This is a genomic window from Mycobacterium sp. 20KCMC460, from assembly GCF_022179425.1.
Classification (GTDB): Bacteria; Actinomycetota; Actinomycetes; order Mycobacteriales; family Mycobacteriaceae; genus Mycobacterium; species Mycobacterium kiyosense.
This window is the reverse complement of the sequence record NZ_AP025524.1, coordinates 5,739,363-5,757,298: the sequence shown is the minus strand read 5'-3', so window position 1 is coordinate 5,757,298 and position 17,936 is coordinate 5,739,363. Positions and strand designations below refer to the sequence as shown.

At 66.1% G+C, this 17,936-nt stretch carries 18 protein-coding genes; 11 read left to right on the top strand and 7 right to left on the bottom strand.

What is annotated here, in order from left to right:
• Nucleotides 1-82: 82 nt before the first annotated feature.
• On the bottom strand, nt 83-703 hold the full coding sequence (locus MKCMC460_RS26465; protein WP_236978048.1) for a TetR/AcrR family transcriptional regulator: 621 nt from the start codon (nt 701-703) through the stop codon (nt 83-85).
• A 56-nt stretch (nt 704-759) separates the two neighbouring features.
• Here MKCMC460_RS26465 and MKCMC460_RS26460 point away from each other — a divergent pair, with 56 nt between their 5' ends.
• From MKCMC460_RS26460 to MKCMC460_RS26440, 5 genes are all read left to right on the top strand, one after another.
• On the top strand, nt 760-1,878 hold the full coding sequence (locus MKCMC460_RS26460) for a hypothetical protein (RefSeq protein WP_236978046.1): 1,119 nt from the start codon (nt 760-762) through the stop codon (nt 1,876-1,878).
• Nucleotides 1,875-2,942, top strand: a complete 1,068-nt coding sequence (locus MKCMC460_RS26455) for a phosphotransferase family protein (RefSeq protein WP_238305056.1) — start codon at nt 1,875-1,877, stop codon at nt 2,940-2,942. Before MKCMC460_RS26460 ends, MKCMC460_RS26455 begins: the two co-directional genes overlap by 4 nt.
• Nucleotides 2,943-3,016: 74 nt before the next feature.
• On the top strand, nt 3,017-4,222 hold the full coding sequence (locus tag MKCMC460_RS26450; RefSeq protein WP_238305055.1) for a cytochrome P450: 1,206 nt from the start codon (nt 3,017-3,019) through the stop codon (nt 4,220-4,222).
• Complete coding sequence (locus tag MKCMC460_RS26445; RefSeq protein ID WP_236978044.1) at nt 4,219-5,061, top strand: NAD(P)-dependent oxidoreductase; 843 nt, start codon at nt 4,219-4,221, stop codon at nt 5,059-5,061. The genes MKCMC460_RS26450 and MKCMC460_RS26445 overlap by 4 nt, the downstream gene beginning before the upstream one ends.
• Before the next feature lie 31 nt (nt 5,062-5,092).
• Nucleotides 5,093-5,731 carry a nitroreductase family protein gene (locus MKCMC460_RS26440; RefSeq protein ID WP_236978042.1) on the top strand — a complete coding sequence of 213 codons (639 nt, stop codon included), beginning with the start codon at nt 5,093-5,095 and terminating at the stop codon, nt 5,729-5,731.
• A 15-nt stretch (nt 5,732-5,746) separates the two neighbouring features.
• Here MKCMC460_RS26440 and MKCMC460_RS26435 read toward each other — a convergent pair whose 3' ends face one another.
• The 3 genes from MKCMC460_RS26435 to MKCMC460_RS26425 are packed head-to-tail and all read right to left on the bottom strand — an operon-like array spanning nt 5,747 to nt 8,330.
• On the bottom strand, nt 5,747-6,745 hold the full coding sequence (locus MKCMC460_RS26435) for an NAD-dependent epimerase/dehydratase family protein (protein WP_236978041.1): 999 nt from the start codon (nt 6,743-6,745) through the stop codon (nt 5,747-5,749).
• A complete protein-coding gene (locus MKCMC460_RS26430; protein ID WP_236978040.1) occupies nt 6,742-7,839 on the bottom strand; it encodes an NAD(P)-dependent oxidoreductase in 1,098 nt (365 codons plus the stop codon). Before MKCMC460_RS26430 ends, MKCMC460_RS26435 begins: the two co-directional genes overlap by 4 nt.
• On the bottom strand, nt 7,836-8,330 hold the full coding sequence (locus MKCMC460_RS26425; RefSeq protein WP_236978039.1) for a nuclear transport factor 2 family protein: 495 nt from the start codon (nt 8,328-8,330) through the stop codon (nt 7,836-7,838). The genes MKCMC460_RS26430 and MKCMC460_RS26425 overlap by 4 nt, the downstream gene beginning before the upstream one ends.
• A gap of 86 nt (nt 8,331-8,416) precedes the next feature.
• On the opposite strand from MKCMC460_RS26425, the gene MKCMC460_RS26420 reads away from it, so the two are divergent.
• Entirely contained in the window at nt 8,417-9,415 is a 999-nt protein-coding gene (locus MKCMC460_RS26420; RefSeq protein WP_236978038.1) for an acyl-CoA dehydrogenase family protein, read from the top strand.
• Nucleotides 9,399-10,574 carry an acyl-CoA dehydrogenase family protein gene (locus MKCMC460_RS26415; protein WP_236978037.1) on the top strand — a complete coding sequence of 392 codons (1,176 nt, stop codon included), beginning with the start codon at nt 9,399-9,401 and terminating at the stop codon, nt 10,572-10,574. Before MKCMC460_RS26420 ends, MKCMC460_RS26415 begins: the two co-directional genes overlap by 17 nt.
• A 46-nt stretch (nt 10,575-10,620) precedes the next feature.
• Here the strand turns inward: MKCMC460_RS26415 and MKCMC460_RS26410 are convergent, their stop codons facing one another.
• The 3 genes from MKCMC460_RS26410 to MKCMC460_RS26400 are packed head-to-tail and all read right to left on the bottom strand — an operon-like array spanning nt 10,621 to nt 12,935.
• The gene (locus MKCMC460_RS26410; protein ID WP_238305053.1) at nt 10,621-12,009 is read right to left on the bottom strand and encodes a cytochrome P450; all 1,389 of its coding nucleotides are present in this window, start codon (nt 12,007-12,009) and stop codon (nt 10,621-10,623) included.
• 20 nt (nt 12,010-12,029) lie between these two features.
• The gene (locus MKCMC460_RS26405; RefSeq protein ID WP_236978036.1) at nt 12,030-12,224 is read right to left on the bottom strand and encodes a ferredoxin; all 195 of its coding nucleotides are present in this window, start codon (nt 12,222-12,224) and stop codon (nt 12,030-12,032) included.
• Nucleotides 12,225-12,233: 9 nt separating this feature from the next.
• Nucleotides 12,234-12,935, bottom strand: coding sequence for an SDR family NAD(P)-dependent oxidoreductase (locus MKCMC460_RS26400; RefSeq protein ID WP_236978034.1), 702 nt, complete (start codon nt 12,933-12,935; stop codon nt 12,234-12,236).
• 260 nt (nt 12,936-13,195) lie between these two features.
• Here MKCMC460_RS26400 and MKCMC460_RS26395 point away from each other — a divergent pair, with 260 nt between their 5' ends.
• The 4 genes from MKCMC460_RS26395 (at nt 13,196) to MKCMC460_RS26380 (ending at nt 17,932) form a co-directional block, all read left to right on the top strand.
• Complete coding sequence (locus MKCMC460_RS26395; RefSeq protein WP_370653035.1) at nt 13,196-14,743, top strand: aldehyde dehydrogenase family protein; 1,548 nt, start codon at nt 13,196-13,198, stop codon at nt 14,741-14,743.
• A complete protein-coding gene (locus MKCMC460_RS26390; protein WP_236978030.1) occupies nt 14,740-15,945 on the top strand; it encodes a CaiB/BaiF CoA-transferase family protein in 1,206 nt (401 codons plus the stop codon). Before MKCMC460_RS26395 ends, MKCMC460_RS26390 begins: the two co-directional genes overlap by 4 nt.
• 310 nt (nt 15,946-16,255) lie before the next feature.
• The gene (locus MKCMC460_RS26385; protein WP_236978028.1) at nt 16,256-17,062 is read left to right on the top strand and encodes an ABC transporter permease; all 807 of its coding nucleotides are present in this window, start codon (nt 16,256-16,258) and stop codon (nt 17,060-17,062) included.
• A gap of 24 nt (nt 17,063-17,086) precedes the next feature.
• On the top strand, nt 17,087-17,932 hold the full coding sequence (locus MKCMC460_RS26380; RefSeq protein WP_236978026.1) for an ABC transporter permease: 846 nt from the start codon (nt 17,087-17,089) through the stop codon (nt 17,930-17,932).
• The last annotated feature ends 4 nt before the right edge of the window (nt 17,933-17,936 follow it).

The window sequence follows — 17,936 nt, the reverse complement described above, 5'->3', positions numbered from 1 at the left end:
GCCGGCCCGATCCGGCAGCGCCCGCCGCGTCGCCCGGGCACAAGGAAAATAGCCTATTTCGCAAAGATCAGACAATAGTTCGTTATTGTCTGATCTGTGGCACCAGCGCCCGCACCAGAAACTGCACGACGAAGCGTCGTTTGTCGGCCACCGAGCGGTGTCGCCAGGAGGGTGCGAGCAGGAACAGCGTCGTGGTGTTCAGCCACTGCACGACGGCGCTGGGATCGAGATCAGCATAGAGGCGCCCGGAGTCCTTCCACCGCTGCAGCAGCGGACCGTAGTGGCGCAGCAGCAGATCCACCAGGGGTTGCGAGCCGCGCTCCAGCGCACTGGACACCGCGGTGCTCTCCGCGGCGAACAGTGCCTCGTTCAGCGGGTCGCCCTCGACCGATTCCACCCGGGCCAGAATCATCTCCGGCAGCGAACGAGCCGGATCGTCGGGATGGCGCAGCGAACGCACCAGCGCACCCAGCGCGGCATCGATGCGCGCCAGCATCAGGCCGAGCAGCAGGTCGTCGCGGCCGGGGAAGTAGCGGTACAGCGTCGACCGGGAGACACCGGCTTCGTCGGCGACCTCGGCCATCCGGATCTGTGCGTTGCCCCGGCGCACGATGCACCGGCTGGCCGCGTCCAGCAACAGTCGGCGTGCCTCCTCGTCGTCGAGGATCGCCCGGTCGTCACCCCACCGCCGGCTCGGTTCCATCCCGCGATGCTACGGGATCCGTTGCGCCAGGCACTATCTGATGAAAGAGCAATGACATGGGATACTCCGCCGCCGACGAGTCGTTCACCCATCAACTCCCGGTCACGTTCGATCAGGTGCACGACCCGGACCCGACGTGGTCGGACCGTTGCTACTTTTTCGCGGCGGCACCGGACGGCTCCATGCTGCTGGCCAGTGGCTACGGCAACAACCCCAACACCGCTTCCGGCCTGGGCTACGTCAAGGTCAGTCTGGCCGACGGCCGGCACTGGGATCTGCTGGCGGGCCGACCGGTGGCCGGCGGCGATCGGGATGACCTGCGGGCCGGGCCGATGCGCTGGACCTGCGTCGAACCGCTGAAGCAGTGGCGACTCGACGTCGAACCCAACGACTCCGGCATCGAATGGGAGCTTCACTACGAACCCACCGCACCGATGTGGGAGTTGCTCCCCATGAAGGTGCGCGATGCCGACGGCCGACTGCTGGCCGACATGTACCACATGAAAGAACCGGGCCGCTGGACCGGATGGGTGCAGATCGACGGCCAGCGCATCAGCGTCGACGGCTTCCACGGTGGCCGCGACCGGACGTTCGGCGTCCGGGTTTCGGACAAAATCGACTTCTGGTTGTGGCTGGACGCCGGTTTCGAAGACCGCGCCATCGAGGCCTGGATCATCGAATCACATGACGGCACAGTACGTTACGTCGACGGCGGCATCACCCACAACGACGGCACGCTGTCCAAGAGGTTCGTCGGGATCAGCCACGACGTCGAATTCGACGGCGACCGCAAGCGCCCGGCCCGCGCCGTCCTCGACTTCACCGACGAGGACGGCAAGACCTACCGCGTCACCGCCGACACCCCACACCAGGATGTCAACGCCTACTACGGGCTGCCCATGGCGCACTGCCAATACCAGGACCAGGGTGGCGGCGGATACTTCATCCACTTCCGCTGGGACAGCAACGATCCCGACCAACTGGCCGAGGCCGAAGGCAAGTCGATGGCACTGGACCAGCTGATGCGGTTTGAAGTCGGCGGCCAGACCGGTTGGGGCATCTTCGAATTGCTGCTCGGCGGGCAGGGATACCGGCGCTACCCGAACTGGACGGCGATGGACATGTCCGCGTTCACCCAGGACAAAACCCCGGCCGAAAGATTGGCAGATCAATGACATCGGGCACCGACGTAACCGAGCGGTTGACCGGCTGGCTGCGCACCCGGTTGCCCGACGCCCGGCAGGTGCGGGTCGAGGGCCTCGACCGGGTCGACTTCGGGCACTCCGCGGAGATGATGCTGCTCACCATCGCGGCCGACGACACCCGCATCGCAGCGGTACTGCGGTTGCGGCCGAAGCCGCCCGCACTGCTGGAACCGTATGATCTAGCAAGACAATTCGACATCCTGCGCGCCCTGGAAGGCACCGATGTGCGAGCTCCGCGGGCATTGTGGCTGGAGGACAGCGGCGAGGTCCTGGGTCGCCCGTTCCTGGTGATGGAACACCTCGGCGGTGACGTCTACGAGATGGAAACCCCCGCCGGCGACGACGCGACCGTGGTGCGGATGTGTCAGAGCCTGGCGGAACAACTCGCCGCTATCCACGCCGTCGACCTGGACCAGACGGGGCTGGTCACCCTCGATGACGGCCGCAACCACCTGGACCGCGAGCTCGATCGCTGGGCCGGCGAAATGCATCGCGTCCAGCGCGGGGAGCTGCCCGCGCTGCAGCGGCTGCTGGCGGTGCTGCGGGAACGTCGGCCGGAACCCTGCCCTCGGGTCTGCCTGGTGCACGGCGACGCCAAACCCGGCAACTTCGCGTTCACCGGCGGCGAGGTGAGTGCAGTGTTCGACTGGGAGATGACTACGGTCGGCGACCCGCGCACTGACATCGGCTGGCTGGAGATGCTGTGGGCGCAGCCGGTCGGGATAACCAGCCACCCGGCCGCACTGCCCATCGACGAGTTGCTGGCGCACTACCAGAGGCTCAGCGGTATCACGCTGGAAAATCGTTCGTGGTACCGCGCTTTCAATGCTTACAAGATGGCGGTCATCTGCCTGATTGGGGCGATGCTGATCGAGGACGGCCACAGCGACGACCAGAAACTCGTGCTCGCCTCCTACGGCACCGCGCTGCTGACCAAGGCGGGGCTGGCCGAACTCGGTATCGACGAACCGCTGCAAGACGGCCCGGTGCTGCCCCGCGACGAACGGATCCAGCAGCTGCTGGCCGGGAGCTGACTTTACAGATTTCCCCTAAACTGTCACGCTGTAGCCGCCGGTGACGGACCGAGAAGTGTACGAAGGATGATGCGGTGACCACGTCTCAGTTGGTTTTCGACCCGTTCTCTGCGGAGTACTACGCCAATCCCTATGAGACCTACCGGCGGCTGCGCGACGAGGCGCCGGTGTACTACAGCGAGCAGTACGACTTCTATGCGCTGAGCCGCCACCAAGACGTGGCGGCGGCGTTCAAGGATTTCGAGACGTACTCGTCGTCGAAAGGCGTCACGCTCGAGGAAATCCAGACCGGCCGGCATTCCCACCAGCAATCGATCATCTGGATGGACCCGCCCGAGCACCGCCGGATGCGCAGCCTGGTCAACAAGGTGTTCACCCCGCGCGCCATCACCTCTCAGCAGGCCATGGTCCGCGACCGGATCCGCTACCACCTGTCGCGCGTGAACCCCGAGGCCTTCGACGTGGTCGAGGATTTCTCGGCGCTGTTCCCCGTCGAGATCATCACCATCATGATGGGCGTGCCCGAAGACCAGCGGCAGAACATCCGGCTGTGGATCGACGCGGCGCTGCACCGCGAACCCGGCCAGGTGAAGATGAGCCGCGCCGGCGCCGAGGCGATGATGCAGACCGGCATGCTCTACTACAACCTGATCCAGCAACGACGCGAAAAACCGGGTGACGACATGATCACCGCCCTGATCAACGCCGAGATTCAACGCGACGAAGGCGGGACGACCCGCCTGGACGACGTCGAGATCGCCGGTTTCGCAACGCTGTTGGGTGGCGGCGGCGCCGAAACGGTGACCAAGCTGGTCGGTACGGCCGTGGTGCTGTTCGCCCGGCACCCGCAGCAGTGGCAGCAGCTGCTCGCCGACCGCAGCAAGGTTCCCGCCGCCGTCGAGGAGGTGCTGCGGTACGAGGGCCCGGTGCAGTACGACTGCCGTTACACGCTCAAACCCGTTGAGCTGCACGGCGTCACGATCCCGGCCGGCAAGGCGGTGATGCTGCTGGGTGCCTCGGCCAACCGTGACGAGCGTGCCTTCACCGATGCCGACGTCTTCGACATCAACCGCAACCGCAGCGAGGCGCCGAATCTGGGCTTCGGCTACGGCGTGCACAGCTGCCTCGGCGCCGCACTGGCCCGGATGGAGAGCGTCATCGCGATCGAACATCTGCTGGACTTCATGCCCGACTTCGCCCTCGACGAGGACGGCCTACGGCGCGTGTCGATGACCAGCGTCGCCGGCTACGCCAACGTCCCGGTGCGGGTGCACCGATGAGCGCGTTGGCGGGCCGCACCGCGATCATCTCCGGTGCCAGCCGGGGCATCGGCCTAGCCATCGGCATCGGGTTGGGCCGGCTCGGGGCCAATGTCGTGCTGCTCGCCAAAACCGCTGAGCCACATCCGAAATTGCCGGGCACTGTCCACACTGCGGCACGCGAGATCGAAGACGTCGGTGGCAGGGCGCTGGCGGTGGTCGGCGACGTGCGTCGCGAAGAGGATGTGCAGCGTGCGGTCGACGCCGCGGTCGCGGAGTTCGGTGGCCTGGACATCTGCGTCAACAACGCCAGCGCGATTGCCACCGAGCCCACCGAATTGCTGTCGGCCAAGAAGTTCGACCTGATGCAGGACATCAACATCCGCGGCACCTTCCTGCTGACCAAAGCCGGCGTGCCGCACCTGCGGCGGTCGCCGAACCCGCACGTGTTGACCATTGCGCCGCCGCTGAACCTGAGCCCGCGATGGCTGGGCGCGCATCCGTCCTACACGCTGTCCAAGTACGGCATGACGCTGCTCTCGCTCGGTTGGGCCGCCGAATATGCCGATGACGGTATAGCTTTCAACTGTCTGTGGCCGCAGACGTATATCGCCACCGCCGCGGTCGCCAACTCGCCGGATGCCGAAACCGAACTGGCCAGATCGCGCCAACCGACCATCATGGCCGACGCGGCCGTGGAGATCGTCTGCCGCCCGGCGGTTTCGGTGACCGGGGAATGCCTGATCGATGCAGACGTGCTGCGGGCGGCGGGCAAACGAGACCTCAGCGAGTACGGCGGCGGGCCCGACCCGATCCTCGACCTGTTTCTCGATGAGTTCCCGCCGGGTGATCACCGATGACCGACGCTGCGACAAACTCGTCGGCGCGAGCATGACTTCCGGAGCAAGCGATGACATCTGGGAGGTGATGTCCACCGCCCGCACCATTCGCCGCTTCACCCACGACCCAGTCGACGACGCAACCTTGAAGCGTTGTCTGGAGGCAGCCAGGTGGGCGCCCTCGGGGGCCAACGCGCAAGCCTGGCGTTACATCGTGCTCCGATCACCCGAACAGCGGGCCGTGGTGGCCAAGGCGGCCGCGCAGGCCCTGCAGGTGATCGAGCCGGTCTACGGAATGAGCCGGCCCCAGCCCGGTGACAACAGCCGCCGCGCCCGCGACAACCGAGCCACCTACGAATTGCATGACCGGGCAGGTGAATTCACCTCCCTGTTGTTCGCGCAGCTGCACTATCCGACGGCGTCCGAACTGCTGCTCGGCGGATCGATCTTTCCGGCGATGCAGAATTTCCTGTTGGCAGCCCGCGCGCAGGGGCTCGGCGCCTGCATGACCAGCTGGGCGTCTTATGGCGGCGAACAACTCTTGCGCGAGGCTGTCGGCGTTCCCGACGACTGGATGCTGGCAGGTCACATCGTGATCGGCTGGCCTCGGGGCAATCACGGGCCGGTGCGCCGGCGCCCGCTCGCCGAGGCCGTCAATCTCGACCACTGGGACGAGCCGTTCCCGCTGTGAGCGCTGGGCGGGTGATCACCGCTGCGGCGGATTACTCGCGGATTGCGCGGCAAACCATTGCGCCGCTTTGGCGATGGAATCCTCGACCGGCTCGGGCTTCCAGCCGAGTTCGCGCTCGGCCTTGCTGTGATCCAGCGGCGACATCAGCTGCGCCATTTTGGCCCCCACGTAGGCGAACGGCAGGTCACGGTTCAGCAGACGGGCGGCCAGGTCGTTGATGCGCGAGGCCAGCAGCAGGGCCGGCATCGGAATGGGGATGCGCGGTGGCCGCCGGCCGACGGCACGGGCCGCGATGGCGTGTAGCTCCTTGGTACTGATCGAACGGTCGGAGATGATGTAACGCTCACCGTTGCGGCCTTTTTCGGCCGCGAGAAGCATTGCACGGGCGGCATCTTCGATACCGACGGCCTCCAAGGCGAAGCCCATGTAGAAGGGCATCTGGCCGGCGGCCACCCGCGCGATGGCGCCGCCGTGCGGCGTCGGTGCCCAGTCTCGCGGCCCGTAGGTGGTCGAAATGCACATCGCCACGGCAGGCAGCCCCTTTTCGCGGGCGTACTGCAGCACCAGATTCTCCGCTGCCACCCGCGATTCGATGTAGGCGCCGCCGTCGGTCCAGTTGTGTGGGTCGGCCTCGGTGACCAGCCGGTGGTCGTTGATCGCCAATGTGCCGGAGCTGCTGGTGAATACGAACTTGCGCAGGTTGGCCGCCACGGCCGCGTCGAGGACGTGGCGCAGGCCCTGCACATTGGTGCGGAACAGGGGCGCGGGATCGCGCAGCCACATGCGGGCGTCCACCACGCAGTAGTAGACGACGTCGCAGCCGTCCATGGCCGCGCGCAGCGCCGCGTCGTCGAAGATGTCTCCGTACTGCCGTTCCACCTTCAGGTCGTCGATTCCCTTGGTGGAGCTGGTCTTTCGGAGCATGACCCGGACGTCTTCGCCGGCCTCCACGAGTTGGCGGGTGACGTGGGAGCCCAGAAAGCCGCTGGCTCCGATCACGAGTTTCTTGGTCATGTTGCCTCGGGGATCTGTGCCAGCATCTGGGGTCCGTACTTGTGGCTCAGGAACGTCCAGGGGTCGGCGTAGCGGCCGCGGTGTTCGAGTCTTCGCTGCACCGCCAGAAACGCACGCAGCGCGGGCCGCACCACCGGCCCGATCGCACGCAACAGGATGCGCTGCCGGCCCATCGACTCGCCGATCCAGGTCAGGCTGTCGCGCCAGTCGTGCTGCTGATAGTCGAGCAGAGCTTGGGATTCGGTGGTGTCGAACCATCCGGTGAAGGCCCAGCCGCGGTCGTCGTCGGGGTCGCCGGGCAGCCCGGCGGAGGGGCCCAGCCGGCCGATGCCCACGGCGGCCATCACGTCGTCCTGCAGATCGCTCATCAGCTGCACATTGGTTTCGTTGCCCGCGATCACCAGCACCTTGCCATCGACCGCGTCGCGCCGTTGCACGGCATTGGCGAATGCCAACGCGACGTCGCGGGCGTCGGTCGCGTGCATGCGATTGTCCACCGGGGTGGCGCGCACCAGGGTCATGTAGTCGCCGTCGAAGTTGGTGGCGCCGTCGGGGGAGACGATCGCTGCCAGTCGCAGTATCGCGTGTGGCAGCCCACTTTCGGTGATGACCGCTTCGGCCAGCACTTTGTCTTCGCCGTACTGGTCGATCGGATTGACCGGAGTGGCACCGGTGATGCGTTCCGGGTGCCGGTTCGGGTTGCGGGATCCGTAAACGGCTGCGCTGGAGGCGAATACGAACAGCGGCGGCTCGGCGAGGCGCTGCGCCGCAGTCACCAGGTTGCGGGTGCCCTCGACGTTGACTTTGCGGGCCAGTCCCGGATTGCGATACGACGGCGGCGACACGATCGCGGCCAGGTGCACGATCGCCTGGGGGCGGTGCCGGTGCATCACGGCGGCGGCCGCGCCGGCGTCGGTGAGGTCGGTGTACTCGGTGACCAAGGCGCCCGGGTGGGCTTGTCGTGCCAGCGCTTCCGCCGCGTTGTCGTTTGGCAGGTCGACCGCGATCACGGTGTGCCCCCGGCTCAGCAGGATTTCCGCGCAGCGCGTCCCCACCTGGCCGAAGGCGCCGGTGACCAGAGTGGTCCCAATCATCGCTCGAACCTGCGGGCCAACGCTGCCCCGGCGTCGCGCAGCCGAGGCGAGATCCGAACGGAGAACAGCGGATTGAAGACGTCTTCACGCAACCGGGTCAGGGTCGATGTCTTGATCAGCCAACGGTCGTCGACCTTCGCGTACGTCTCCTGGTAATGCCCGAAACCGTTCAGGTTGACTCCCGGGGCCAGGCGCACCACGTCTTCGAGCGCCCAGACGCCGGCGGCGGTGGTCGGGGAGGTCAGTTCGATCTCGGGTGCGTGCACCTGGTGCACGGTGGGTTGTGTACCCAGCGTCCCGCGGACGTACGAGACGAACTCGTCGGCACCGGTAATCCGCTTTCCGCCCGACGGTGAGGTGTCGCTGACGAAATCGTCGGCGAATAGCGCACGCCACTCGTCCCAGCGCTTGGTGTCCAGGTAGCGGCAGTATCGGGCCTTGAGTTGCTTGATCAACTCGACCTCCCACAGCGCGGCTGCGGCGTCCTGCATCCCGGCCCCTTCGTGGTATCGGCTTAACCGCGGTATCCGGATTTCGAGATTACTACTTCCGGCAGTGAGAATGATATTCTCCGTGGATGCTCTTGGAGTTTGATGCCGACCAGCGGCTGTGGCAGGACACCGTGCGTGACGTCGTCACCAAGCAGTGTCCGCCGTCCCTGGTGCGCAGTGTCGCCGAGGACGGCGCGGATACCGAACCGCTGTGGAAGCTCTACCGGGAACTGGGCTGGACGGAGCTCAACGACCCGGCCAGTGCGGTGGAATTGGCGATCGTGCTCGAGCAGCTCGGCCACGCCGCCGACCCGACCCCGTTCCTGGCGACCATGACCCAGTTCGCGCCATTGGCCGGGGACCGGTTCGATCCGAACCAGTCCGGCACCGCCGTGTACAGCGGGGTGTCGGCGCGCCGGGACGCCGACGGGTGGGTACTGGACGGCACCGCGCGACATGTGCTGGACGGTGACCGGGTCGAGCGGGTGGCGGTGGTGACCGAGGCCGGTGTGTTCGCCGTCGACGCCGGCCAATTGTCGGCGCGGCGCGAATCGGTGTTCGACCCGGTGCTGCATGTCGCCGATCTGTCGTTCAGCGGGATTCGGGTGCCGGACAGCGACCGGTTGGTCGTCGACCGCGAGCGAGCCCGTCATATCGCGCTGACCGGCATGGCGATCACGATGGTCGGTGCGTGCCAACGCATCCTGGACATGGTGCTCGAACATGTCCGCAGCCGCCACCAATTCGGGGTTCCCATCGGCTCATTCCAGGCAGTGCAGCACAAAGCCGCCGATATGCACGTCGCCGTGCAGCGAGCCCGCGCGTTGTCCTACTATGCGGCACTGACGATCTCGGCCGACGACCCCCGCCGACGGCTGGCCGCGGCGATGGCCAAGGCGTCGGCCGGGGAATGCCAGTCGCTGGTATTCCGGCACGGACTGCAACTGCACGGCGCCATGGGATTCACCTGGGAGAACGACGTGCAGTTCGCGCTCAAGCGCGCGAAGGCGGGAGAGCTGATGCTCGGCGGCGCGGCAGAGCACCGCGCCCTGATCGCCGAGGAGTACCGTGCAGCTGACTTTTGATGCCGACGTCGAGGAGTTCCGGGCGCAGTTCTCGGCCTTTCTCGACGAAAACCTGCCTCCGGCAAGCGAATGCATCGAGCGGCCCCGCTCCGTCTCCCATATGCCGGATTGGGCCCGGCGTTGGCAGCGGCTGCTTTTCGACAACGGCTGGCTGCTGCCGACCCAGCCACCGGAGTTCGGCGGCCGCAACGCGACCGTGCTGCAGCAGTACGTGTACCTGGAAGAACTGTGCCGGCGCCGGATCTACCACAGCCTCAACCCGCAGGGTGTGAATATTGTTGCGGCATCGCTGATCTCGTTCGGCAGCGACGAGCAGAAGCGACGCTGGGCGGTGCCCATCCTGCGCGCCGAAATCACCGCTTCGCTGGGGATGAGCGAGCCCAGCGCGGGTTCGGACCTGGCCTCGCTGCGCACTCGTGCGGAGCTGCAGGGTGATCACTTCGTGGTCAACGGGCAGAAGGTGTGGACCTCCGGCGCGCACGACGCCGACGTGCTGCTGACGTTCGTCCGCACCGACCCGGACGCGCCGAAACACAAGGGCATCAGCGCCTTGGTGATACCGACCGACACCGAGGGTGTGGTGCGGCGGCCCTTCCCATCGGTGTGCGCCGCCGACGACCTGGACTTCAACGAGGTGTTCTTCACCGACGTCAAGGTGCCGGCGGAGAACCTGGTCGGTGAGCTCAACCAGGGCTGGCGGGTCGCCAACGGCTCACTGGGACATGAACGCACGATGATGTGGCTGGGTTTCGCCGACCGGATGGACAACATGCTCGCCGACTTCCATCCCGTGTCGGAGCTGGACCGCGACCAGTACGCCAGCACGATCATGGACAAGCAGGCGCTGCGGCTGCTGGGCTCGGTGGCGCTGGCCCGCGCCTCGCGCGGCGAGGACGACACGGCGGCGATCTCGGTGCTGAAACTGCTTGGCTCCGAAGCGGAATTGCGGATTTCCGAGCATGCGTTGGCGGCCGCGGGCGGCGACGGTTTGGTGCACCCTGGGCTCACCGGACCGTACGCCCCGATGAACCTGGACCACTACTTCGCGAGCTGGTTCGAGCGGTACGCGCGCAGTTTCTCCGGCACCATCGCCGGCGGAACCTCGGAGATCCAGCGCAATATCATCGCCCAGCGGGTGCTGGGCCTGCCGCGCGCCTGAGTGGCGACGCCTGGGACGCCGGGGGTGGCGCTCGCGCGGGGCCGGCTCAGTCGATGACCGCGGCTTCCTTACGCTCGGTGATCGGCCGGGCCAGCTCCTGCTCCTCACAAATGCGTTGCAGTTTCTCGAGAGTCTCGTCCAGGCCGGCGCCGACGCGGGGACCCGGGGTGAAGTCGGCCGGCAGCTTGCGCATGCCCTGGATCACGCCGATGGTCTCGTAGTGCACCGCTCCCTCGGGATCGCAGCGGTAATCCGGCATCCGGTCCAGCACGGCGTTCAGCATCGACTTGAACACCGTGCGAGCCACATTGGACCCGATGCAGCGGTGCACGCCGATGCCGAAGCTGAAGTGGCGGTTGCCCTTGCGGTCCAAGATGACCTCGCCCGGGTCGTGGAATACGGCCGGGTCGCGGTTGGCCATCGCCCACGAAATCCATAGCCGCTCACCCTCTTTGAATTGGGTGCCGTTGACTTCGACATCGTCGGAGAACGTGCGGCCGTCACCCGGTGCCGGGGTGAAGTAACGCAGGAATTCCTCGGTAGCCGCGTCGAGCAGCGCGCCGCGCTCGCGGCGCAGTCGCTCCCGCTCGTCGGGATGGTCCGAAAGCCATTCCAGCGAGTGCGCCGTGAGCGCGGTGGTGGTGTCGAAACCGCCGCCGATCACCAGACCGAGATTGCCCAGGATCTCCAGATCCGGCGCCGGTTCGCCGTCGATGCGCATCTGCAGCAGCCCGTTGACGATTCCGGGCCGAGGGTTCTCCCGGATCTCGATCATGTTGTTGACCATGTCGAGTCCCATGTTGCGGTGCATCTCGGTGACTCGCTCGATGTCCGGCGAGTGCTCCGGGGTGTACACCGCGGCATGGACCGGCTCGCTGTACATGTTCCATTTCTTCAGCGGGATGCCCAGCATCGCCAAAGTCAGCACGGCGGGCACGATATTGGCCAGGTCGTCGACGAAGTCGATGTGGCCTTCTTCGATCTTCTCGTCGAGGCACGCCCGCGTTACCTCGGCGATGAACGGCTCCCAGCGCTTGACCGCGGCCGGCGACAGGTAGGGGTTGAGCACGTTGCGGTAGGTGCGATGCTCGGGATCGTCCATCTCCAGGATGCCACCGCGCACCACGCTGACCCGTCGCGCGGTCGGGATCGAAATCCCTTTGTAGCCACGGCGTTCCCCGTGGATGTCATGGTCGTTGGAGACCGCGGGGCACCGTGCCAACTCGAACACCTCGTTGCTGCCCGCGGCGACCCAGTGCCCACCATAGGTGTCGGTCCACGCCATCGGACACTTGGCGTGCATCTCCTCGGTGATGCGGGTGAACTGCGAGCGGTACTCCGGAGAGTGCCGGTCGAAGTGGTAGGTGTTCTTCTTGCGTTCGCGATCAGGATCACGATCTCGATCGCTGTCGGTCACGATGTCATCCACACTCAAAGCCGGGTCTCCCTTGATGTTCAGTCGCTGAGCACGATGGCTTGCTCGGGGCAGGACTGCGCGGCCTCGCGCACTGCGTCCACTTGATCCTCCGGGACCACTTCATTGACGGCCGACGAGCTGCCGTCGATGTCGCTGAGCTGGAACGAATCCGGCGCGATCATGGCGCACAGGGTGTGCCCCTGGCAGCGTTCCGGATCTACCCAGACTTTCACGCAACCTCCTCAGGTGTTTCGGCCGCCGTTGACACCCAGAATCTGACCGGTGATGTAGCTGGCTTCATCGGACGTCAGAAACGAACATGCCGCCGCGATGTCTTCGGGCTTGCCGATCCGGCGCACCGGTGTCCTGGCGATGTTCTGCTCGACGTCGCCGAGGAACCCCTGGGTCTCCGCGTTGCGCAGCATCGGGGTGTCGATGAACCCCGGCGGCACGGCGTTGACGGTGATGCCTTTCGGTCCGTACTCGAGTGCCAGGGACTTGGTGAGCCCGTTGACTGCCGACTTCGCCGCCACGTAGTGCGACATGTAGGGAGTCCCCGAGTGGGTGCTCGACGAGGAGATGTTGACGATCCGCCCCCACTCGGCCTCGAGCATGTCGGGCAGCACCGCCTGAATCATGTGGAAGACGCCGTTGAGGTTGACGTCGATCACCCGCTGCCAGTCCGCGAACGAGATGTTGGTGAATTTCTTGAACCCGTCCAGGCCGGCGGCGTTGACCAGGACGGTGACCGGTCCCAGGCGCTCACGTATCGCCGACAGCGCCGCGTCCACCTGTGAACGGTCGGTCACGTCGGCGGTATAGCAGAGGTCGTCGTCGGAAGGTTTGAGGTCGATCGTGGCGACGTTGCGCCCGTCGGCGCGCAGTCGCTGCGCGACGGCCAGCCCGATGCCGGACCCGCCTCCGGTGACCACCGCAGTCCTCATTTCGGCGACGCCCCGGGCCCGGGTGGCGGCGTAGTCATCTCACCCACAAAGAATCTCCCTTACAATTATGAGAATCGTACTCTCCTGCTGAAGTTGGTGGCAAGTGAGCCGTGAAACCCCGTCCGGCCTGCGACAAGGGGTGCCGCCGGCCGACCGCTGAGCGATTGCACAGCCTACAGAAGGGTGGATTCGGTTCGGCGGCTTTCTTGAGTTCTCGTCTGCCGAATGTAAGATTCGCCCGGGATGAGAATGAAATTATCGTGACCGTCACCACATCAGCCGGCCGGGTAGGGGGTTTCGCCATGTCAGTGCAGGACGCGGTGGAGATCGCAGCTGCCCGCCGGCTGCTGATCGACGGGCGACTCGTCACCACGGATCAGACCTTTCCCTCGATCAACCCGGCCACCGGCGCAGTGCTGGGATACGCACCTGAGGCCGGCGCCGCGGCAGCGCAACAGGCTATCGCGGCAGCCCGGCGCGCGTTCGACACCACGACGTGGTCCACCGACGTCGATCTGCGGATCCGCTGCCTGGACCAACTGCATCAGGCGCTGCTCGACCACGCCGAGGAACTGCGTGAGTTGACGATCGCCGAAGTCGGCGCCACCCGCGCACTGACCCACGGCGCTCAGCTCGACGAGCCGATCGGCATCGTACGGTTCTACGCCGACCTGCTGCGCGACTACGAATTCTCCGAAGACCTCGGCATCAGGGAATCCCGGGGGATCAAGCACCACCGCTGGGTGGAGAAGGAAGCGGCCGGCGTCGTCGGCGCGATCATCGCCTACAACTATCCGAACCAGCTCGCGCTGGCCAAGCTGGCTCCGGCACTTGCCGCGGGCTGCACGGTTATTTTGAAAGGCGCACCGGACACCCCGCTGGTCACCCTGGCGCTCGGTGAGCTGATCGCCGACCACACCGACATCCCGGCCGGCGTCGTCAACGTGCTGAGTTCGTCGGACCCCGCGACGGGTGTCGCACTGACCACCAGCCCGGACGTCGACGTCATCACCTTTACCGGATCCACCGCGGTGGGGCGCAAGATCATGGCCGCCGCCAGCAACACCGTGAAGCGTGTCTTCCTGGAGCTGGGTGGAAAGTCGGCGGTCATCATGCTCGACGACGCCGACTTCGCCGCCGCCGCCATGTTCGCCGCCTTCAGCATGGTCACCCACGCCGGGCAGGGGTGCGCGCTCACCTCCCGGCTGCTGGTGCCCCGTGCCCACCACGACGAGATCGTCGACCTGATCGCGCAGAACTTCGCCAAGGTGCGGCACGGCGACCCGGCCGACCCGAAGACCTACATGGGGCCGCTGATCAACGAGGCCCAGCGGGACAAGGTCGACGGCATGGTGGCCCGTGCGGTCGCCGCCGGAGCCACATTGGTCACCGGCGGCAAAAGACTCGACCCCGGCTACTTCTACGCGCCGACCCTGCTCGCCGGCGTCGACCCGGACAGCGAGATCGCCCAGGACGAGGTGTTCGGACCGGTGCTGGTGGTGATCCCGTTCGAGGACGACGACGACGCCGTTCGCATCGCCAACAACTCCATCTACGGACTGGCCGGAGCGGTGTTCAGCCGCGACCAGGATCGTGCGCTGGCGGTGGCCCGCAGAATCCGGGCCGGATCGTTTTCCATCAACGGCGGCAACTACTTTGGCGCCGACAGCCCGTTCGGCGGTTTCAAGCAGTCGGGGGTGGGTCGCGAGATGGGCGTCGCCGGACTCGAAGAGTTCTTGGAGCGCAAGACATTTGCCGTCCCAGTCATCCCAGCCGTGTCAGCGGCAGAAGGAGAAGTCCCGGCATGAAGCCGCTCGACGGAATCCGTGTTCTCGAAGTCGCCATGTACGGGTTCGTCCCGTCGGCCGGTGCGGTGCTCGCCGAGTGGGGCGCCGAGGTGATCAAGGTCGAGCACGCGGTGACCGGAGACCCGCAGCGGGGGCTGCGCCAAACCGGCATGCTGCGCGTCGAAGGTGACCCCAATCCCAACATCGAGCACGCCAACCGCGGCAAGCGCAGCATCGGCCTGGACATGTCGGTGCCCGAAGGCAAGGAAGTGCTCTATGAACTCGCCCGTCGCTCCGACGTTTTCCTGACCAGCTTCCTGCCCGACCATCGGCAGAAGTTCGGCATCGACGTCGACGACATCCGCGCGGTGAACCCGAAGATCATCTACGCGCGCGGCAGTGCGCTCGGCCCGCGCGGTGCGGAGTCGGTCAAGGGCGGCTACGACATGACGGCCTTCTGGTGCCGGGCCGGAACGGCGGCCACCATCACGCCGATGGGTTATGAGGGCATGATCAATCCGCCCGGCCCGGCCTACGGCGACACCATCTCGGGCACCAACCTCGCCGGCGGCATCGCGGCCGCACTGCTCAAGCGCGAACGCAGCGGTGAACCGTCGATCGTGGATGTGTCACTGCTGGGCAGCGGGCTGTGGTCGCTGGGACACACGGTGGCGTTGACCAACCACCTCAAGCAGCTCATGGTGTCCCCACCGCCCGGCATCCACGGCTCGCCGGTGAACCCCCTGGTGGGTGTCTATCCGACGGCCGACGGCCGCTACATCTCGTTGGTGATGATGCAGCCCGGCAAGTTCTGGGCCGACGTGTGCCGGCACATCGACCGGGAAGACCTGATCGACGATCCCCGGTTCGCCGACGCGGAGACGATCGCAGCCAACACCGCGGATGCGGTCGAGATCTTGACCAAAGTCATCGCCACCCGCACGCTTGCCGAGTGGAGCGAACGCTTTGCGACGCTCGCGGGACCATGGGCGCCGGTGCAGGACACGCTGCAGGCGGCCGATGACGCACAGATCCGGGCCAACGAATACATCGTGCGCGCAGGCGAACTCGAACTGGTCGCCAACCCGGTGCAGTTCGACGTCACCGCTCCGCACACCGGGCCGGCTCCCGGATTCGCCGAGCAGACCGAGGAGATTCTGGAAGAACTCGGACTGGACTGGGATCGCATCATCGAACTCAAGACCGCCGGCGCGGTCACCTAGGACCGCGGATGCCAGCTCAAGCGCACTCGGATCGCCCGATAACGGTTATGCGTTTTCCATTCCCACTGGACGAGCTATGAGTAATAATCGCCGAACGCGTCAAGGCGTGCGGCTTCGGGCGCCCGGCATCGCTTGGAAGCGCCAGCTCACGCAACGGAGCGGAGGACGGTCGTGCGGATGGTAATCGGTAGGGGCCGCACCGGAAGGACGCGCCGTCCCTTGGCATTCGCCCCGTGGATCGCGATGCCGGACAGCGTCGTTGCGGTAAGGCCCCAGTTCGTTCCTGCCGTCTGGAAGGGGTCCGTGGCCGATGGCGAGTAAGGGCGCGGAGCGCTGGACCGCCGGCATCTCGCTGGGGCGCGGTTCCAAGCCCATGGAGGCGGTCGGGGCTCTGTTCGCGATGTCGGCCGACGCCATCAGGTTCGCGTTCCGTCGGCCTTTTCAGTGGCGGGAGTTTCTGGAGCAGTCCTGGTTCGTGGCCCGCGTCGCACTGGCGCCGACATTGTTGGTGGCCATCCCGTTCACCGTCCTGGTCAGCTTCACCCTCAATATCTTGTTGCGGGAGCTGGGCGCTGCGGACCTGTCCGGTGCGGGTGCCGCGTTCGGGGCGGTGACGCAGGTCGGCCCGCTGGTGACGGTGCTGATCGTGGCCGGCGCCGGCGCCACCGCGATGTGCGCGGATCTGGGTTCGCGGACGATCCGCGAAGAGATCGACGCCATGGAGGTGTTGGGCATCAACCCGATTCAGCGGTTGGTGACGCCGCGCATGCTGGCCTCCGGGCTGGTGGCGCTGCTGCTGAACAGCTTGGTCGTCATCATCGGGATTCTGGGCGGTTACATCTTCTCGGTATTCGTCCAGGACGTGAATCCAGGCGCCTTCGCCGCGGGCATCACCCTGCTGACGGGCGTCCCCGAGGTCATCATCTCCTGTGTCAAGGCAGCGCTTTTCGGCCTGATCGCCGGATTGGTCGCCTGCTACCGCGGCCTGACGATCACCGGCGGCGGCGCCAAAGCGGTGGGCAACGCGGTCAACGAGACAGTGGTGTACGCATTCATGTCACTGTTCGTGGTCAACGTGGTGGTAACCGCCATCGGTATCCGGATGTCGGCGAAGTAGCGGATGGGGGTGTAAGGACACACTGTGACGCTGCGAGCCACCTATCCGCGCTTGACGCGGACCCTGCAGAAGCCGGTCGGCAGCCTGGGCCGGGTTGGCGATCACACCCTGTTCTACGGGAAGGCAATAGCCGGAATACCTTTCGCGACCGTCCACTACCGGCGCGAGGTGATCCGCCTGATCGCCGAAATCAGCATGGGCGCAGGCACATTGGCGATGATCGGCGGGACGCTGGTGATCGTGGGCTTCTTGACGCTGGCCGCCGGCGGCACGCTCGCGGTGCAGGGGTACAGCTCGCTGGGCAACATCGGCATCGAGGCGCTCACCGGATTCCTGGCCGCCTTCATCAACGTCCGCATCGCGGCGCCGATCGTTGCGGGAATCGGCCTGGCCGCCACCTTCGGCGCGGGTGTGACCGCACAACTCGGTGCGATGCGGATCAACGAGGAGATCGACGCGCTGGAATCGATGGCTATCCGGCCGGTTTCGTATCTGGTCAGCACTCGAATCGTGGCCGGGATGCTGGCGATCACGCCGCTGTACAGCATCGCCGTCAGCCTGTCGTTTCTGGCCAGCCAGTTCACCACCGTGGTCCTGTTCGGCCAGTCGGGTGGCTTGTATCAGCACTACTTCACCACATTCCTCAATCCCATCGACTTGCTGTGGTCGTTCCTGCAGGCGGTGCTGATGGCGATCACGATTCTGTTGATCCACACCTACTTCGGCTTCTTCGCCTCGGGCGGGCCGGCCGGCGTCGGGGTGGCCACCGGTAACGCGGTGCGCACCTCGCTGATCGTGGTCGTCTCGGTGACCCTGCTGATCTCGTTGTCCATTTACGGTGCCAACGGCAACTTCAACCTGTCGGGATAGGGAG